The 14,213-nt window shown below is 52.4% G+C and carries 15 protein-coding genes and 1 pseudogene; 2 read left to right on the top strand and 14 right to left on the bottom strand.

Annotated elements, in window-relative coordinates:
- Positions 1-12 precede the first annotated feature (12 nt).
- Both ACI6NM_RS12615 and ACI6NM_RS12610 read right to left on the bottom strand, forming a co-directional pair.
- Positions 13-1,203: a MalY/PatB family protein gene (locus tag ACI6NM_RS12615; protein WP_262427372.1), complete on the bottom strand. Its 1,191-nt coding sequence runs from the start codon at positions 1,201-1,203 to the stop codon at positions 13-15.
- Positions 1,204-1,245: 42 nt separating this feature from the next.
- Positions 1,246-3,390 carry a Tex family protein gene (locus ACI6NM_RS12610; protein WP_262427371.1) on the bottom strand — a complete coding sequence of 715 codons (2,145 nt, stop codon included), beginning with the start codon at positions 3,388-3,390 and terminating at the stop codon, positions 1,246-1,248.
- Between the two features lie 222 nt (positions 3,391-3,612).
- Between ACI6NM_RS12610 and ACI6NM_RS12605 the strand changes: the two genes are divergently transcribed.
- A complete protein-coding gene (locus ACI6NM_RS12605) occupies positions 3,613-4,059 on the top strand; it encodes a DUF4190 domain-containing protein (protein ID WP_262427370.1) in 447 nt (148 codons plus the stop codon).
- A gap of 40 nt (positions 4,060-4,099) precedes the next feature.
- Here ACI6NM_RS12605 and ACI6NM_RS12600 read toward each other — a convergent pair whose 3' ends face one another.
- The 3 genes from ACI6NM_RS12600 to ACI6NM_RS12590 are packed head-to-tail and all read right to left on the bottom strand — an operon-like array spanning position 4,100 to position 6,123.
- Positions 4,100-4,456: a DUF2752 domain-containing protein gene (locus ACI6NM_RS12600; RefSeq protein WP_262427369.1), complete on the bottom strand. Its 357-nt coding sequence runs from the start codon at positions 4,454-4,456 to the stop codon at positions 4,100-4,102.
- 11 nt (positions 4,457-4,467) lie between these two features.
- Positions 4,468-5,679: a homoserine dehydrogenase gene (locus tag ACI6NM_RS12595; protein WP_262427368.1), complete on the bottom strand. Its 1,212-nt coding sequence runs from the start codon at positions 5,677-5,679 to the stop codon at positions 4,468-4,470.
- A complete protein-coding gene (locus tag ACI6NM_RS12590) occupies positions 5,680-6,123 on the bottom strand; it encodes an ACT domain-containing protein (protein ID WP_022273920.1) in 444 nt (147 codons plus the stop codon).
- 176 nt (positions 6,124-6,299) lie between these two features.
- On the opposite strand from ACI6NM_RS12590, the gene ACI6NM_RS12585 reads away from it, so the two are divergent.
- Positions 6,300-7,109 carry a carbon-nitrogen hydrolase family protein gene (locus tag ACI6NM_RS12585; protein ID WP_158360180.1) on the top strand — a complete coding sequence of 270 codons (810 nt, stop codon included), beginning with the start codon at positions 6,300-6,302 and terminating at the stop codon, positions 7,107-7,109.
- A 154-nt stretch (positions 7,110-7,263) separates the two neighbouring features.
- Here the strand turns inward: ACI6NM_RS12585 and phoU are convergent, their stop codons facing one another.
- From phoU to ACI6NM_RS12540, 9 genes and pseudogenes are all read right to left on the bottom strand, one after another.
- Positions 7,264-7,926 (bottom strand): phosphate signaling complex protein PhoU, encoded by a 663-nt coding sequence (gene phoU / locus ACI6NM_RS12580; RefSeq protein WP_262427367.1) that lies wholly within the window; start codon positions 7,924-7,926, stop codon positions 7,264-7,266.
- 14 nt (positions 7,927-7,940) lie between these two features.
- Positions 7,941-8,699 carry a phosphate ABC transporter ATP-binding protein PstB gene (gene pstB, locus ACI6NM_RS12575; RefSeq protein WP_262427366.1) on the bottom strand — a complete coding sequence of 253 codons (759 nt, stop codon included), beginning with the start codon at positions 8,697-8,699 and terminating at the stop codon, positions 7,941-7,943.
- Positions 8,700-8,710: 11 nt separating this feature from the next.
- A complete protein-coding gene (gene pstA / locus ACI6NM_RS12570; protein ID WP_022273916.1) occupies positions 8,711-9,580 on the bottom strand; it encodes a phosphate ABC transporter permease PstA in 870 nt (289 codons plus the stop codon).
- Positions 9,580-10,512, bottom strand: a complete 933-nt coding sequence (gene pstC, locus ACI6NM_RS12565; RefSeq protein ID WP_158360182.1) for a phosphate ABC transporter permease subunit PstC — start codon at positions 10,510-10,512, stop codon at positions 9,580-9,582. Before pstC ends, pstA begins: the two co-directional genes overlap by 1 nt.
- Before the next feature lie 80 nt (positions 10,513-10,592).
- Positions 10,593-11,504, bottom strand: coding sequence for a phosphate ABC transporter substrate-binding protein (locus tag ACI6NM_RS12560; protein ID WP_262427365.1), 912 nt, complete (start codon positions 11,502-11,504; stop codon positions 10,593-10,595).
- A gap of 339 nt (positions 11,505-11,843) precedes the next feature.
- Positions 11,844-12,035: pseudogene (locus tag ACI6NM_RS12555) on the bottom strand (IS110 family transposase); the annotation flags it as partial.
- A 13-nt stretch (positions 12,036-12,048) separates the two neighbouring features.
- Positions 12,049-13,056, bottom strand: a complete 1,008-nt coding sequence (locus tag ACI6NM_RS12550) for a hypothetical protein (RefSeq protein ID WP_262427364.1) — start codon at positions 13,054-13,056, stop codon at positions 12,049-12,051.
- 56 nt (positions 13,057-13,112) lie between these two features.
- A complete protein-coding gene (locus ACI6NM_RS12545; RefSeq protein ID WP_262427363.1) occupies positions 13,113-13,412 on the bottom strand; it encodes a hypothetical protein in 300 nt (99 codons plus the stop codon).
- 272 nt (positions 13,413-13,684) lie between these two features.
- Positions 13,685-14,191, bottom strand: coding sequence for a hypothetical protein (locus ACI6NM_RS12540; protein WP_262427362.1), 507 nt, complete (start codon positions 14,189-14,191; stop codon positions 13,685-13,687).
- Positions 14,192-14,213 lie beyond the last annotated feature (22 nt).

The raw sequence follows: 14,213 nt of genomic DNA, 5'->3' as shown, positions 1-14,213 counted from the left end.
TGCAGGATTCCTTTATACTAACTTTTCTTCTTTAAACGCCTTGAGGATCCGGTCCATGCAGTCCTCCACCACGCTTCTGGGCGTAGCGATATTGATCCGCTCAAAGCCTCTTCCGGCATCGCCGAAGATATAGCCCTCATCCAGAGCCACCCTGGCCTTTTTCTGCATGATCTCCTCTAACTTCTCCGCATCGCCGTCCACATATCCGTTGAAGTCGATCCATGCCAGATACGTTCCCTCCGACGGAACCATATGAGCCTTGGGAAGGTGTTCTTTTAGGAAGGCGTCGATATAGGCAAAGTTGCCGTCCAGATATTCCTTTAACTGCTCCAGCCACTCCTCGCCCTCGTTGTAGGCGGCGATCATGGCAGTGAGGCCCAGGGTTCCTGCGCCGTTCATGGAGAGCTTGCCTCCGATCAGCTCCTTCCAGGCGGCCTGGAGCTCTTTATTATGGATCACGATATTGGATGTCTTCATTCCCGCCAGGTTAAAGGTCTTGCTGGGCGCAGTGCAGACAGCGATCCGGTCAGCGTAATCAGGTGCTACCTTAAGGATCGGATGGAAGGTCATGCCGCAGCGTAAGAGGTCGCAGTGGATCTCGTCGCAGATGATCCATTTATCGTATTTTTTACAGATATCCACGACCTTCCGGATCTCCTCCTCGGTCCATACGCGGCCAGCCGGGTTGTGGGGGCTGCAGAATACCAGTACCTTATTGTTGGGCTCCGCCATCTTTTTATCCAGATCGTCAAAATCGATGGTATAGTTCCCGTCTGCGTAGATCAGCGGGCTGTCCACGATCTGACGGCCGTTGCTGTTGGCCTTCATGGTAAATGGATAATAAATGGGACGCTGGATCACCACGCCCTCGCCTTCCTTTGTCAGAAGGTTTAAGAGCACGGCGTAAGCGGATACGATGCCGCCGCAGAAAAACAGGTTCTCCTTCTGCTCTTCCCAGCCGTAGCGTTTTTTATACCAGTTCAGGACTGCGCCCAGGCACTCGTCGGTGTCGTACATGGTGTAGCCGAAGATCTTTTTGTCGATCCTCTCATGCAGGGCTTTTAAAATGGGCTCTGCGCAGGCAAAATCCATGTCGGCCACCCATAACGGCAGGGCGTCGTCCGGACAGCCCTTGGGAAGGCTCTCCATCTTTGTTGCGGAAGTTCCGGTCCGGTCGATGATCTCATCAAAATTGTACTTCATTTCTGCTTCCTCCATTCCATAATTGTTTATAGCCTTAGGTTATTAAAGCTTCATGCTGAGGGCGATCCGCCGCTTCGCCATATTCACATCCAGGACCTTCACGTCCACGATGTCCCCGATGCTGACTGCATCCAGGGGGTGGCGGATGAATTTTTCTGACATTTCAGATATATGTACAAGGCCGTCCTGATGGACGCCGATATCCACAAAGGCTCCAAAATCTGTGATGTTCCGGACCGTTCCCTTCAGGACCATGCCGGGCTTTAAGTCCTTCATATCCAGCACATCGGTCCGCAGGATGGGCCTTGGCATCTCCTCTCTGGGATCCCGGGCCGGCTTCTCCAGCTCAGAAATAATATCGTCCAGGGTGATCTCACCGATCCCCAGTGCCTCTGCCATGGACTTCCGGTCCTTTACCTTTCTCCCTAAACCGGCCATTCCCTTAAAGCCCGCGGGATCCAGCTCCAGGCCCAGACGCTCCAGAAGCTCCCTGGCCGCCCGGTAGCTCTCGGGATGGACCGAGGTGGCATCCAGAGGATCCGCGCCGCCCGAGATACGCATGAACCCGGCGCACTGCTCAAAGGCCTTGGGCCCCAGCTTCGGAACCTTTAAAAGCTGCTTCCGATCAGTAAAGGCCCCGTTTTCCTCCCGGTAGGCCACAATATTTTTTGCAATTGTCCTGGATATGCCGGAAATGTGCTCCAACAGGGATACAGACGCAGTATTTAAGTCCACGCCCACCCGGTTTACACAATCCTCCACCACAGAGCCCAGCACCTCGTCCAGGCGCTTCTGGTTCAGATCGTGCTGATACTGGCCGACGCCGATGGACTTAGGATCGATCTTCACCAGCTCTGCCAGCGGGTCCTGGAGCCTTCTGGCAATGGAAACGGCGCTCCTCTGTCCCACGTCAAAGCCAGGGAATTCCTCTGTGGCCAGCTTACTGGCCGAATATACCGACGCCCCTGCCTCGTTTACGATCACATAGCGCACATCCTCGGGGATCTCCTTTAAAAAGTCCGCGATGATCTGCTCTGACTCCCGGGACGCCGTTCCGTTTCCCAGAGAGATCAGCGTAACATGATATTTTTCGATCAGATCCTTTAAGACCTTCTTCGCCTGCTCCACCTTATTCTGGGGCGCTGTCGGATAGATGACCACCGTATCCAGCACCTTTCCGGTGGGATCCACCACCGCCAGCTTGCAGCCGGTACGGAAAGCCGGATCCCAGCCCAGGACCACCTGGCCGCTGATGGGAGGCTCCATAAGAAGCTGGTTCAAAGTCTTTTTAAACACCTGGAACGCTCCGTTTTCTGCCTTTTCTGTGACAGCGTTCCGGATCTCCCGCTCGATGGCCGGAGCCATAAGGCGGCCATAGCTGTCCTTTACCACCTCTTTAAGGACCAGAGACGTCACCGGATCCTTCCCGGTGATCACATGGGCCTCCAGATACTGGAGGATCTTTTCCTCCGGCGCTTCCACCTTCACCGTCAGGATCTTCTCCTTTTCCCCCCGGTTTAAGGCCAGGACACGGTGGCCGGGGCAGCTCTTTGCCGGTTCCTCGTGGTGAAAGTATTTTTCATATACGGACTCCGGATCCTCCTCGCCGCGGACCTCGGAAGCGATCCTTCCCTCGTTCATGGTGATCTCCCGGACCCAGGTGCGGTATCCCGCATCCTCAGCGATCCGCTCGGCCAGGATATCCTTTGCCCCGGCAATGGCCGTCTTTACGGAATCCACGCCCTTTTCCTCTGAAACATAGGGCTTTGCCGCGTCCTCCAGAGAGGTTCCTGCGTTCTGGGAGGCGATCCAGTCTGCCAGGGGCTCCAGTCCCCGTTCCCTGGCCATGCTGGCCCGTGTCTTTCTCTTGGGACGGTAGGGCAGATAAAGGTCGTCCACCGCCACCATGGTCCGGGCTTCCCCGATCTTCTTTTTTAACTCTCCGGTCAGCTTTCCCTGATCGGCAATGGAGGCCATCACCTGGGCCTTCTTTTCCTCCAGTCCCCTGAGATATCGCAGCCGTTCATCCAGGGTCCTTAATACCTCATCGTTTAAGGAGCCGGTGGCCTCCTTCCGGTATCTGGCGATGAACGGGATGGTATTTCCTTCATCTATGAGCTTTACGGCCGCTTCCACCTGTCCGCGGCCCACGTTCAGTTCACTGGTCAGTGATGCAATGATATCCATGTTGTCTCTCCTAATGATCACAGTCTCTGCCTGCTGTTTTTCCCAGACAGGGCTCAAGGACTATTATAATTCAAAGGCAGGAGATGTGCAACTTAAAATATCCGGTCCGGCGCAGGCGGCCGGGACCGGATCCCATATGGACAACAGGAACTGTTCATGATAAAATGGTGACTGACGATCCCGGAAGCTCCTTCCGGGAATATACCACACGGAGGAAATCTTATGTCAGATTATAATAACGGAAACCAGGGACAGTGGACACAGGGGCCGGGCGGCCAGAACCAGTACCCCGGCGGTCCTGGAGCGCCGGATCCCATGAGGCAGGACCAGCCCAGGCCCAGAAACGGCTATGCCACTGTCTCCATGATCTGCGGGATCTTCGGGATCCTCTGCCTCTGCTGCTTTGCCTTTCCCCTGGCCATCATCCTGGGCGTGGGGGCCGTCTGCTTTGCCATCATCTCCAAACGGGGGCAGCCCTTTTACGCCACCGCCATCTTTGGCATCGTCTTAGGTGTCATCGCCGTGGTGTTAGGGATCGGCGAGTTCGTCTACTTTATGGCTCTTTCCAGCCTGGTAAAGGATCCAGCCAATGCGGCTCTGATCAATGAGTTCATGGAACAGCTGGAACAGCAGCTGCAGCAGCAGGGCCAGTCTCTGCCGACGGTGTAGGCCCGGAGAGGCTCCAGGCATCCGGACGGGCTCCTGCTGCCTACCAGCCCGGCAGCTGTTCCAGGATATCGATGCCCTTTGCGGCCAGCAGATAGTTTTTTACAAGAAAATTAACGACAATGATCCCAAGTCCCACATGTACATAAGTATCGCTTAAGTACAGCCGGAACCTGGGATCTTTTGTTTTCCAGTATATGGCATAGGAAACCGCAAAGACCAGGGCCACCAGGGCGCAGTAGGGCACCAGGGGATGGTACAGGAAGCTTAAGACCGGATGGCCGGCCAGCAGGGCCAGAACAGCTCTGGTGCCTCCGCAGCCCGGACAATAAAAGCCTGTGAGCTCATGGAAGAGGCAGGGGATCCTGCCCTCCCTGAGGATCCAGATCAGATGCTCCATTGTCTCTCCTCCTATACCTGGGCCCGGATCGCCCGGCGCAGACCGCCAAGCTGCCCGGCCGCCCGGTCAAACTCCTCGCCGGTCATGGGGCCGGTGAGAATGGCAAACTCATCCAGCCCCGCCAGCTCCAGCCAGCGCACCTTTCCAAACAGCTCCTCTGTCAGCGTTTTCTTTTCTTCCCTGCTGCCCTTAAACCTGGCAAAATATTTCCAGGGAAGCTGACGGACCGGAAGCACCTCCAGCCGCTGCCCGGTCCAGCCCAGGGCCGCCGGACGGTCCTTCAGCTGCACCGCTGCGATCATGTCTCCCACAACAGCGCTGGCAGTGGGAAGCTTTCCGGCTCCGCTGCCGTAATACATGGACTCTCCCAGCATATTGCTGTTTAAAAGGATCCCGTTGAACACGCCGCTGACAGAATACAGGGGATTTCTGGCATTGATGAATACCGGTGCCACCTCCAGGTAATACCTGCCGTTCCTGCATATGCTGGTACCAAACAGCTTAATGGAAGCGCCCAGCCTGGCGGCATAGCTGAAATCCACGTCCGTCAGCTTCGTGATCCCCTCCGTGGGGATCTGCTCATAATCCACCTCCTGGCCGGAGGCCGCCGCTGTCAGGATGGCGATCTTCCGGCAGGTATCGTATCCCTCGATATCCGCCTCCGGATTCCGCTCTGCATATCCCAGCTCCTGGGCCATCTTAAGGGCCTCGTCAAATCCCCAGCCCTCCTCGTACATCTTTGTCAGGATATAGTTGGTGGTACCGTTTAAGATCCCGGAGATCTCCTCCACCACATCTCCCGCCAGGCTCTCGTTGATGGTGCGGATAATGGGGATCCCGCCGCCTACGCTGGCTTCAAAAAGGAAGCTGACCCGCTTTTCTCTGGCAATGGCCAGAAGCTCCGTCCCATGGGCCGCCACCAGGTTTTTATTGGAGGTGACCACATGCTTTCCCGCCTGGAGACAGCATTTCACGTATTCATAGGCTGGAGACGTGCCTCCCATGGTCTCCACCACAAGCCCCGTTTCGGGATCCTCCAGGATCGTCCCGATCTCATGGACCACCAGATCTTCCACCGGGCTGCCGGGCAGGTCCCTCCGGTTCAGGATGTATTTTATCTCTATGGGTTCCCCGGCCTTTTTTCTTACTGTCTCTCTGTTTCTGTCCAATACCTCATAAACGCCGGAACCTACGGTCCCGAATCCCATGATCGCTGCTTTCATCTATCTTTCTACTCCCAGTATCTTGATGTTCTGAATTCCCGTCATATTTTCGATCTCCTCCACCAGCCCGGACATATCGCCGGTATTATCCCGTACCTCCACGCTCAGGGTCACAGTGGCTATGCCATTGACCGGAATGGTCTGATGGATCGTCAGGATATTGGCCCGATAGTCGGAGACCACATGGAGCAGATCCGATAAAAGCCCAGGCTCATCCTCCATCTGGATCACCAGGGTCACCGTCTTCCCCCGGGTATTGTCCGAAAAGGGAGCGATGTCATCTTTATATTTATAAAAAGAGCTGCGGCTTAAGCCCAGGCGCTCTGTGGCCTCCTGGACGGTCATAGACCGGTTCTTATCCAGAAGCTGTTTCGCCTCGGCCACCTTCTGGAGCACCTCCGGCAGAGCCTTGTCCCGCACGACATAATACTTGCTTTTTTCCATGGTATGGTCCTCTTTATCCGATTTTGCTGTTTTTGTGCGTCTGCATGATACATCTGTATGTGCAAGGGGAATATTACCACATTTTTTTGGATCTTGCAAGTGTTTCCCGGATTATAGACAACTCCAATAAAAGGGGGTATACTGGATCTATCATACATTTAAACGGAGGAATATCCATGAAACTTCTGACTGTTGCCCAGCTCCAGACCCGGGTGTATGCCCAAAAAGAAACCAACCTTTCTCTCCTTGACGGTCTGTTCTGCCAGGCAAAGGATGCCGGCGCAGACATGATCTGCCTGCCGGAGATGTTTTCCTGCCCCTATGAAACACCAAATTTCCCCGTCTACGCAGAGCCCAGCGGCGGCCCCTCCTGGCAGACCCTTTCCAGGCTGGCTAAGCGGTACCAGGTCTATCTGTCCGCCGGGTCCGTCCCAGAATCCGACGAGGCCGGAAATGTCTATAATACGGCCTATGTCTTCGACCGGGAGGGACGCCAGATCGCAAAGCACCGCAAGGTCCACCTATTCGATATCGACGTAAAGGGCGGACAGCGCTTCAAGGAATCCGATACGCTCACTGCCGGGGATAAGTCTACGGTCTTCGACACAGAATTCGGCCCCATGGGGCTCTGCATCTGCTATGATTTCCGTTTCCCCGAGCTGGCCAGGCGCATGGTCCTGGACGGGGCACAGGTGATCCTGGTCCCGGCAGCCTTTAATATGACCACAGGCCCGGCCCACTGGGAGATTTTATTCCGTTCCAGGGCTGTGGACAACCAGGTCTTTACCTTCGGCACAGCTCCTGCCAGGGATATGGACGCTTCCTACCACTCCTGGGGCCATTCCATCGCTGTCTCTCCCTGGGGGACTGTTTTAAACCAGATGGAGGCAGAAGAAGGAATGCAGATCACCTCCATCGATCTGGATGAGGTGGAGCAGGTGCGGGAACAGCTTCCTCTTTTGAAGCACCGGATGGCAGATCTGTAACCGTCCGGCCGGAAAGACGCCATCCCGGCCGCGCTCCGGGCATATGGTTTCCAGGGCGGGGCAGCGGCCCGGCCTTCCAAAAGAATACCGGCCAGTCTGGAGGGATCTGTCACACCCCCTGGACTGACCGGTTTCTCTATATAAAATATCATTCCTATAAAAGCCGGATCTCGTCGATCTCCCCGGTTTCCTGGAAGATCTCCCACTGGCCGATGTTGACTCCATGATCTCCGATCTTTTCCAGATATTTGGCGGTCATCAGGGCATCTACACAGCCGTCGGCATCACTTCCGTCCTTTTTCAGTTCCTTTACCAGGTCCTCCTTGATCCGGTTAAAGAAATCGTCAATACCATCGTCGGCATCAATGGCCTCCTGTCCCATGGCCATATTCCGCTCCACAAACGCTCTGGCGGCCTTCCCAATGAGGGTCCTGGTCTCCCGGACCATATCCGGAAAGGCAGGCGAATATCTGGAAAGCTCCGGCAGGTCCATGCGGACAAACAGCTCCGCCATATCCGACAGATGATTGCCGATCCGCTCCAGATCCGTCACCACCTTAAGGGCTGCGGAAACTGTACGAAGATCCCTGGCCACCGGCGTCTGCCTGGTAAGCAGGCTCAGGCACTGGGACTCGATGTTCCTCTGCATATCTTCAATGGTCCGGTCATGACGGACGTACCTCCGCATCTGGTCTCCATCCTTTTTTTCCAGAGCCGCAAACAGGCAGTCATATCCGTCCTGTACCCATTCCGCCATCTGGAGCACATCCTGGCGCAGTTCCTCCAGCTCCTGTTCAAATAATTTTCTTGGTGACATATGCTACCTCCCCATCAGCCAAACCGGCCGGTAATATAATCCTCAGTCCGCTTATCCTTTGGATGCCCGAAGATGTTCATGGTCTCGTCGGCCTCCACCAGCTCTCCCAGAAGGAAGAACGCCGTTTCATCGGACACGCGGGCCGCCTGCTGCATATTGTGGGTGACCACCACCACTGTGTACCGCTTTTTCAGATCGTTCATCAGCTCCTCGATCTTTAAGGTGGAGATGGGATCCAGGGCGGATGTGGGCTCGTCCATTAAAAGCACCTCCGGCTCCACTGCCAGGGCCCTGGCGATGCAGAGCCTCTGCTGCTGGCCTCCGGAAAGCCCCAGGGCCGGCGCCTTCAGCCGGTCCTTTACCTCGTCAAAGATGGCCGCCCCCTTCAGGGCATTCTCCACGATCTCGTCCAGGCGGCTCTTATTCTTGATCCCGTGGATCCTGGGCCCATAGGCGATGTTGTCATAAATACTCATTGGGAAGGGATTGGGCTGCTGGAATACCATGCCCACCTTCTTCCTTAAAAGCGTGGTGTCCACGCCGGGATCGTAAATATCCTCTCCGTCCAGGAGCACCTTTCCATCCACCTTCACGCCGTCCACCAGATCGTTCATACGGTTTAAGCATTTTAAAAATGTAGACTTGCCGCAGCCCGAGGGCCCGATCAGGGCCATGACCGTGTTTTCACGGATCTTAATATTAATATCCTTTAAAGCGTGGTTCTCACCATAAAAGAGATTGAGACTGCTTACGCTGATTTTACTATCCTGCATGTTTTCTCCCTTTACTTTCTATTTTCCACATTCAGCCGTCCGGCCAGATACTTAGTCAGCAGGTTCAAGAGCAGTACCAGCGCCAGAAGGACGCAGGCAATGCCGAAGGCCACGTCGTATTTTCCCTTGGCCATCTGTAAATACAGCTCAATGGTCATGGTACCGCCGGATTCAAACAGCTTTCTGAACAGGCCCATGCCTCCCTTGGGAAGGTAATAGCCGCTGCCTGCAGTGAACAGAAGAGCCGCCGACTCTCCCACGATACGGCCAATGGCTAAGATCACTCCTGTCAGGATCCCAGGCATGGCGCTGGGAAGAAGGATGGTCCGGATCATGTACCACTTGGTGGCTCCAATGCCCAGGGCTCCGCTCCTATAACTGTCCGGCACGGTCCGCAGGGCCTCCTGGGTATTCCTGGCGATCAGGGGCAGTACCATAATGGTCAGGGTAAGCGCTCCGGTGAGCATGGAATAGCCGAAGATCTTACCGAAAAACACGTTCCCAAACAGGCCGAAGATAATGGACGGGATCCCCGTCAGAGTCTCAATGGTAAACTGGACCAGGGAAACAAATTTTCCCGGTTTTGCGTATTCATTTAAATAAATGGCTCCTCCTACGCCGATGGGCGTAGCTGCTAAAAGCGTCAGGACCACAATATACAGGGTATTCACAATATTTCCGGCAATACCCATGATCCCCTTGGTGGGGCTCTGCTCCGTCACCAGGAATGACCAGTTCACGGTACGGAATCCCCTCCAGAATACATAGCCGATGATCCCCAGAAGCAGGCCCACGGCCAGAAATGCACACAGATAGATCAGCGCCTCCAGAAGCTGGTCCGAGACACGCCTCTTTTTATTCATGATGCTCGCGTGTTCCATCAGGAGTCCTCCCTGCCTTTTAAAATCTTTGTAAGACTAATGTTAATGAACATAATGAAGACAAACAACACCAGCCCAATGGTAAACAGTACCTGTCTGTGGAGTCCCGCAGCATATCCCATCTCCGCAACAATGGCTGTGGTCAGGAAGCGGACGGAATTGAACGGAAGCGGCATGTTCACGGAGCTTCCCGATACCAGGGTAATGGCCATGGCCTCGCCAATGGCACGGCCCGTTCCCAGGACCACCGCCGCCGCAATGCCGGATCTGGCGCTGGGAAGGAGGACCTTAAAAATGGTCTGGATCCTGGTGGCTCCCATGGCCAGGGAAGCGGCCTTCTGCTGCTTCGGCACTGCATGAAGGGCAGAGACCGTCACGTTGATCACCGTAGGAAGGATCATCACCGCCAGGACGATGACTGCGGAGATCAGGTTTGCACCTCCGGTAAACTGGTGGTCCGGTGCATCGGCAAAAAGAGCGATCTCCAGCTTATACATCATCGGATTCAAAAGATAAATACCCAGAAGTCCATAGATCACCGACGGGATCCCGGCTAAGAGCTCCACTGCCGGTTTCACAATAGCCGCCAGTCTCGGGGACGCGATCTCCTCAATGAACACCGCCGTCAGGATCCCCACCGGGGCTCCGATCAGTACAGCAGCGGTGGTACCGACGATGGAGGTCAGGATCACGTACAGGATCCCGAAGGACGGATCCTTGGCCGCCGGCTGCCACACAGTGCCGAACAGGATCTCTTTGATCCCCACTTTAAAAAGTGCCGGGGTCCCGTTTATGATCATATACACGGTAATGGATGCCACAGCCACCACCGCCAGAAGGGCGCAGACCGTAAAAACAGCCTCAGCAACATGCTCCACCAGCGCCTTGTTTTTTCGGTTTCCCTTGATGGAAAAGCTTTGTTTTTCAGCCATAATCTCTCAACTTTCTTCAAAAACCGGGCCGGAACCGCTTCATCGGCAGCTCCGGCCCTTAGATTCTGCGTTCAGTTTCCTTACTTAACGGTGATCAGTCCCACGCTGGCAGCCAGCTCCTGGCCCTCTTCGGAGTATACATAGTCGAACAGCGCTTTCACCAGCTCATTCTGCTCGCTGATCTCACCCTTGGTCGCCATTACGAACGGGCGGCTTAAGAAGTACTCACCGGATTTGATGGTCTCAGCAGACGGAGCCACGCCCTCCAGCTTTAAGGCGATGACACTGTCATCCACTGCATCCAGGGAGATATAGCCGATGGCACCCGGTGTGGAAGCGACCTTTGCCATTACAGCGCCGGTGCTGTCCAGCTCGTTGGCGTATACGCACTTATCCTCGATCCCCAGGATCTCTTCAAACGCTCCTCTTGTACCGGAACCAGCCTCACGGCCTACCACAACGATAGGCATATTCTCACCGCCCAGGTCGCTCCAGTTCTTTACTTCTCCGGTATAAATGGAGATCAGCTGGTCCTTTGTCAGGTCTGTGACGGTGTTCTTGGGATCCACCGCAACGGCAATGCCGTCAATGGCTACGATATTCTCCACCGCGCCCGCGCTCTTTTCCTCATCCTTTAAGTTTCTGGAGGAGTTTCCGATGTCGCTGGCTCCTGAAAGAGCTGCCTCCACGCCGGCGGAGGATCCTGTAAACTCTACGGTAACGGTCACATCCGGATATTTCTCCATGAAGCTCTCCGCCAGGGCGTTTCCAAATTTCTCCATGGAAGTGGAGCCGGACATGGAAATGGAGCCGGATAACTCTGCGCCTGCTGCCTCTGTGGTCTTTTCTGTCTCTGCCGCTGTTTCCTTTGTGGTTTCTGCCGCAGTTGTGGGGGCCGCTGTGGTCTCCTTTGTATCGCTTCCGCATCCAGCCATCATTCCTGCTGCCATGATGGCTGCGCCTGTGAACATGATCATCTTTCTTGTTTTCATAATAATTTTCCTCCTCTTGCTTTCGCATTTCCATTTCTTTTTTTCATCTCTCATGTACACTAAATTTTTACCACGGATCCAGAGTTTTAAAAACCATGATCCGGTAACATGTTTGTAAGATTTATGTAAAAAGGAAATGGGAAAAACAGGGGAAATGTAAAGCCAGGTCAGCCAAAAGCCGTCCCATGGCGATTCCCGCGGGAATGTTTTATCCCATGGGATCATTCCCCGCGGAGCGTTAGTGTGAAAGAAAGTAGAGGAAAACCATAAACGGGCGCACTTGAATAAGCTTTCTAAGGCAGACAACTTTTTAAAGTGTTATAGAGTCATGAAATCAGATCAAGAAGCGAATGTTTCATCAGGAGGAAGTAATAATAGTTTCCTGGCTTGTTTGATAGCCTTTGCCTTTTGTTTTTCAAGCAGAGGTGCAGGCATATCGCTTTTGTAAAAATCGCCCGGATTCCACTGCTCACCAGTAGACAGCATCTGGTAGATGGCAGTAAGAATCATACGGGCAATAGCGATAATGGCTCCGCTGGAAAGATTACACTTTCAAAAGATAAGCATCCAGCTTGTTTTGAGCATTTATGTAGGATTTATAAATGTTTTTGATTCCGGCCTCTTTTGCCATACTTACAACAAGATTTTCTTCTGCTACGTCCATTCGCAGACCGAGAATTATACCGCTTGGGATCCATTCCATCATAACCGGCGGCTTCATAATGCAGCCAGTGATCATTCGCCATTCTTCATCATATTTATGGCACTCTTTTTTGATGAGAGTCGTTCTTTCTTGTTCCCATAAAGCACTTCCCATACCTGCATATAGCTCTGGAGGAATCTGAGTTGCGGTTGTCTCTGCTATTTTACGGAGCATAACGAATTTCGCAAATTTTGTTGCATCATAAGGCGTGTCCGAATAATAAATCGGATATAGCGGCGTTCCGTAGTTCTTGATTCCGCAATTAGCGCACTTTTCCTGTTTGCCACATAAGAAGTTGTCGCTGTTTTCAAGATCATAGATTTGCACAAAACCTCTGTGTTGATCCGCATATTTTAGCCACAGAACCTCATTAAAACCATTTTCGGAGAAACAAACTGACCACGTATCTTTTTTCACTTCATCACGAAGTGAAAGTGCTGCATTCAGAAAACTTTCAGTAAGTCCATGAGAAAGTGCGTTTGTCACATTCTCAACCGTAAACTGCGCTACTTGCTCCTCGGAGAGAATACCCCCAAGCAATGATTTAACACTCTCGACAACAGCTTCTGTACTTTTAGGAGTCCGGAATGCACTTAGATACTCTTTCCGAATCGCTTCAATGTCGATGTGAAGAAAGGTATCAAAAGGATCATCATAATAATTTGCAGAAGAAAAATAGAGCTTGTTGGTTCTGAGCGCTTCCAAGCTTTTTGTGCTGACAGGACGATACCGAAAAAGCAGCTTAGGATACTTTATTGATTTGAATAGTTGTTCTCGTTCTGCCACAATATCATTTCCGGGTAAAGAACATAATGTTTGCCAAAATTGTTCTCGATCATTTTGATCCATTGATAATCCTCCTCTCAATTATTAAATCATGCATGGAATAATTCCGTTTGTGATGTTCAAAACGCACCATTTTTGATAGCTACATCCATCACTTTCTGCCATTCGTCAAATGACACAAAATGAACGAATTTCTCTTTATCTAAGTCAGATGCTACCAAGAAATCGGCGAATCCTTTTTGATCTGCATAGCCTGCGACACCCCAAACATAGGAATGCAAAAGCCAGTTACACACATCCTTCACTTTGAGCGAGGCAACTTGTCCTTTACAATAGCTTGATACGCAGATTTTACCACGGAAAGCCCAACCGTCTTCGTCGGTGTATGGATATTTCGTAGCAGAGATTACGCAGCTCATGATTTTGCATTCGGGAAGTGTCGGGTTCTGCTCTTTAGCAACTTTCTCTGCTTCAATTTCGTCTTCAATGGCTTCTCGCAGGATGGTGGCAGAGTATAAAACAGCCGGTTCAGCTGATACTTCCCATATTCACTGTGGCTTGGAGTCTTTTTCCAAAGAGATATTGCCCAAGACAGTTTTTTCAATTCCCATTTCCATCTGCCATCAAAAATCATAGGTTACCTCGTCTTGCTCATCCATGCATCGTATTTTGTCTGAAAGCAATGTTCATTTCACGAAAAAGTTTTTGGTCTGTCGTCTTCGATTGAATACTTTATAAAATCGAATTTTTCCTTGTTGTTCTTGTAATAGTCCTCTGCCGCCGTGCAAAGGATGTAGCACAAGTGGGATATATGTACTTTCAGTTCTCTCCGCACTATGCTCATATCTTTACCATAGGCGACCATGCTTAGATCACCGTTAGCACCATCTTCTCCGGTTATGAGAAGCTCGAATTTATCAACCTTGCACCGAGATTCGTGAATTTTTGATTTCTCTACGTTTGGTGTGCTTTGGTGAAGCAGACAATTACGCAAACTATAAATAATTTCTTCGTTCAGATAGGGCATATCATATCCGTATGGAGAATCACATCTATCTGTAATGACATATTGGCTACACCAGTTTTTATAGCGCACGCCGTTGTAATCCTCGTTAGGATATTCAGCCTTTCCACAAGTGTCAGGCAATGTTAGCGCAAGTGCCAGTGCTGATAAATACAGCTCATGGGACAAAGCCATACGAATCTCATATACTATTCGG

The organism is Pilosibacter sp. YYHA0881 (assembly GCF_051602715.1).
Lineage (GTDB): Bacteria > Bacillota > Clostridia > Lachnospirales > Lachnospiraceae > Alitiscatomonas > Alitiscatomonas aceti.
The sequence above is the reverse complement of the archived record's forward strand: the minus strand, read 5'-3'. Positions and strand labels throughout refer to the sequence as shown.

Excerpts from the sequence above, each read along its gene's own strand:
- ACI6NM_RS12615 (WP_262427372.1), bottom strand. The coding sequence starts at position 1,203 with ATGAAGTACAATTTTGATGAGATCATCGACCGGACCGGAACTTCCGCA.
- ACI6NM_RS12610 (WP_262427371.1), bottom strand. The coding sequence starts at position 3,390 with ATGGATATCATTGCATCACTGACCAGTGAACTGAACGTGGGCCGCGGA.
- ACI6NM_RS12605 (WP_262427370.1), top strand. The coding sequence starts at position 3,613 with ATGTCAGATTATAATAACGGAAACCAGGGACAGTGGACACAGGGGCCG.
- ACI6NM_RS12600 (WP_262427369.1), bottom strand. The coding sequence starts at position 4,456 with ATGGAGCATCTGATCTGGATCCTCAGGGAGGGCAGGATCCCCTGCCTC.
- ACI6NM_RS12595 (WP_262427368.1), bottom strand. The coding sequence starts at position 5,679 with ATGAAAGCAGCGATCATGGGATTCGGGACCGTAGGTTCCGGCGTTTAT.
- ACI6NM_RS12590 (WP_022273920.1), bottom strand. The coding sequence starts at position 6,123 with ATGGAAAAAAGCAAGTATTATGTCGTGCGGGACAAGGCTCTGCCGGAG.
- ACI6NM_RS12585 (WP_158360180.1), top strand. The coding sequence starts at position 6,300 with ATGAAACTTCTGACTGTTGCCCAGCTCCAGACCCGGGTGTATGCCCAA.
- phoU (WP_262427367.1), bottom strand. The coding sequence starts at position 7,926 with ATGTCACCAAGAAAATTATTTGAACAGGAGCTGGAGGAACTGCGCCAG.
- pstB (WP_262427366.1), bottom strand. The coding sequence starts at position 8,699 with ATGCAGGATAGTAAAATCAGCGTAAGCAGTCTCAATCTCTTTTATGGT.
- pstA (WP_022273916.1), bottom strand. The coding sequence starts at position 9,580 with ATGGAACACGCGAGCATCATGAATAAAAAGAGGCGTGTCTCGGACCAG.
- pstC (WP_158360182.1), bottom strand. The coding sequence starts at position 10,512 with ATGGCTGAAAAACAAAGCTTTTCCATCAAGGGAAACCGAAAAAACAAG.
- ACI6NM_RS12560 (WP_262427365.1), bottom strand. The coding sequence starts at position 11,504 with ATGAAAACAAGAAAGATGATCATGTTCACAGGCGCAGCCATCATGGCA.
- ACI6NM_RS12550 (WP_262427364.1), bottom strand. The coding sequence starts at position 13,056 with ATGGATCAAAATGATCGAGAACAATTTTGGCAAACATTATGTTCTTTA.
- ACI6NM_RS12545 (WP_262427363.1), bottom strand. The coding sequence starts at position 13,412 with ATGAGCTGCGTAATCTCTGCTACGAAATATCCATACACCGACGAAGAC.
- ACI6NM_RS12540 (WP_262427362.1), bottom strand. The coding sequence starts at position 14,191 with ATGGCTTTGTCCCATGAGCTGTATTTATCAGCACTGGCACTTGCGCTA.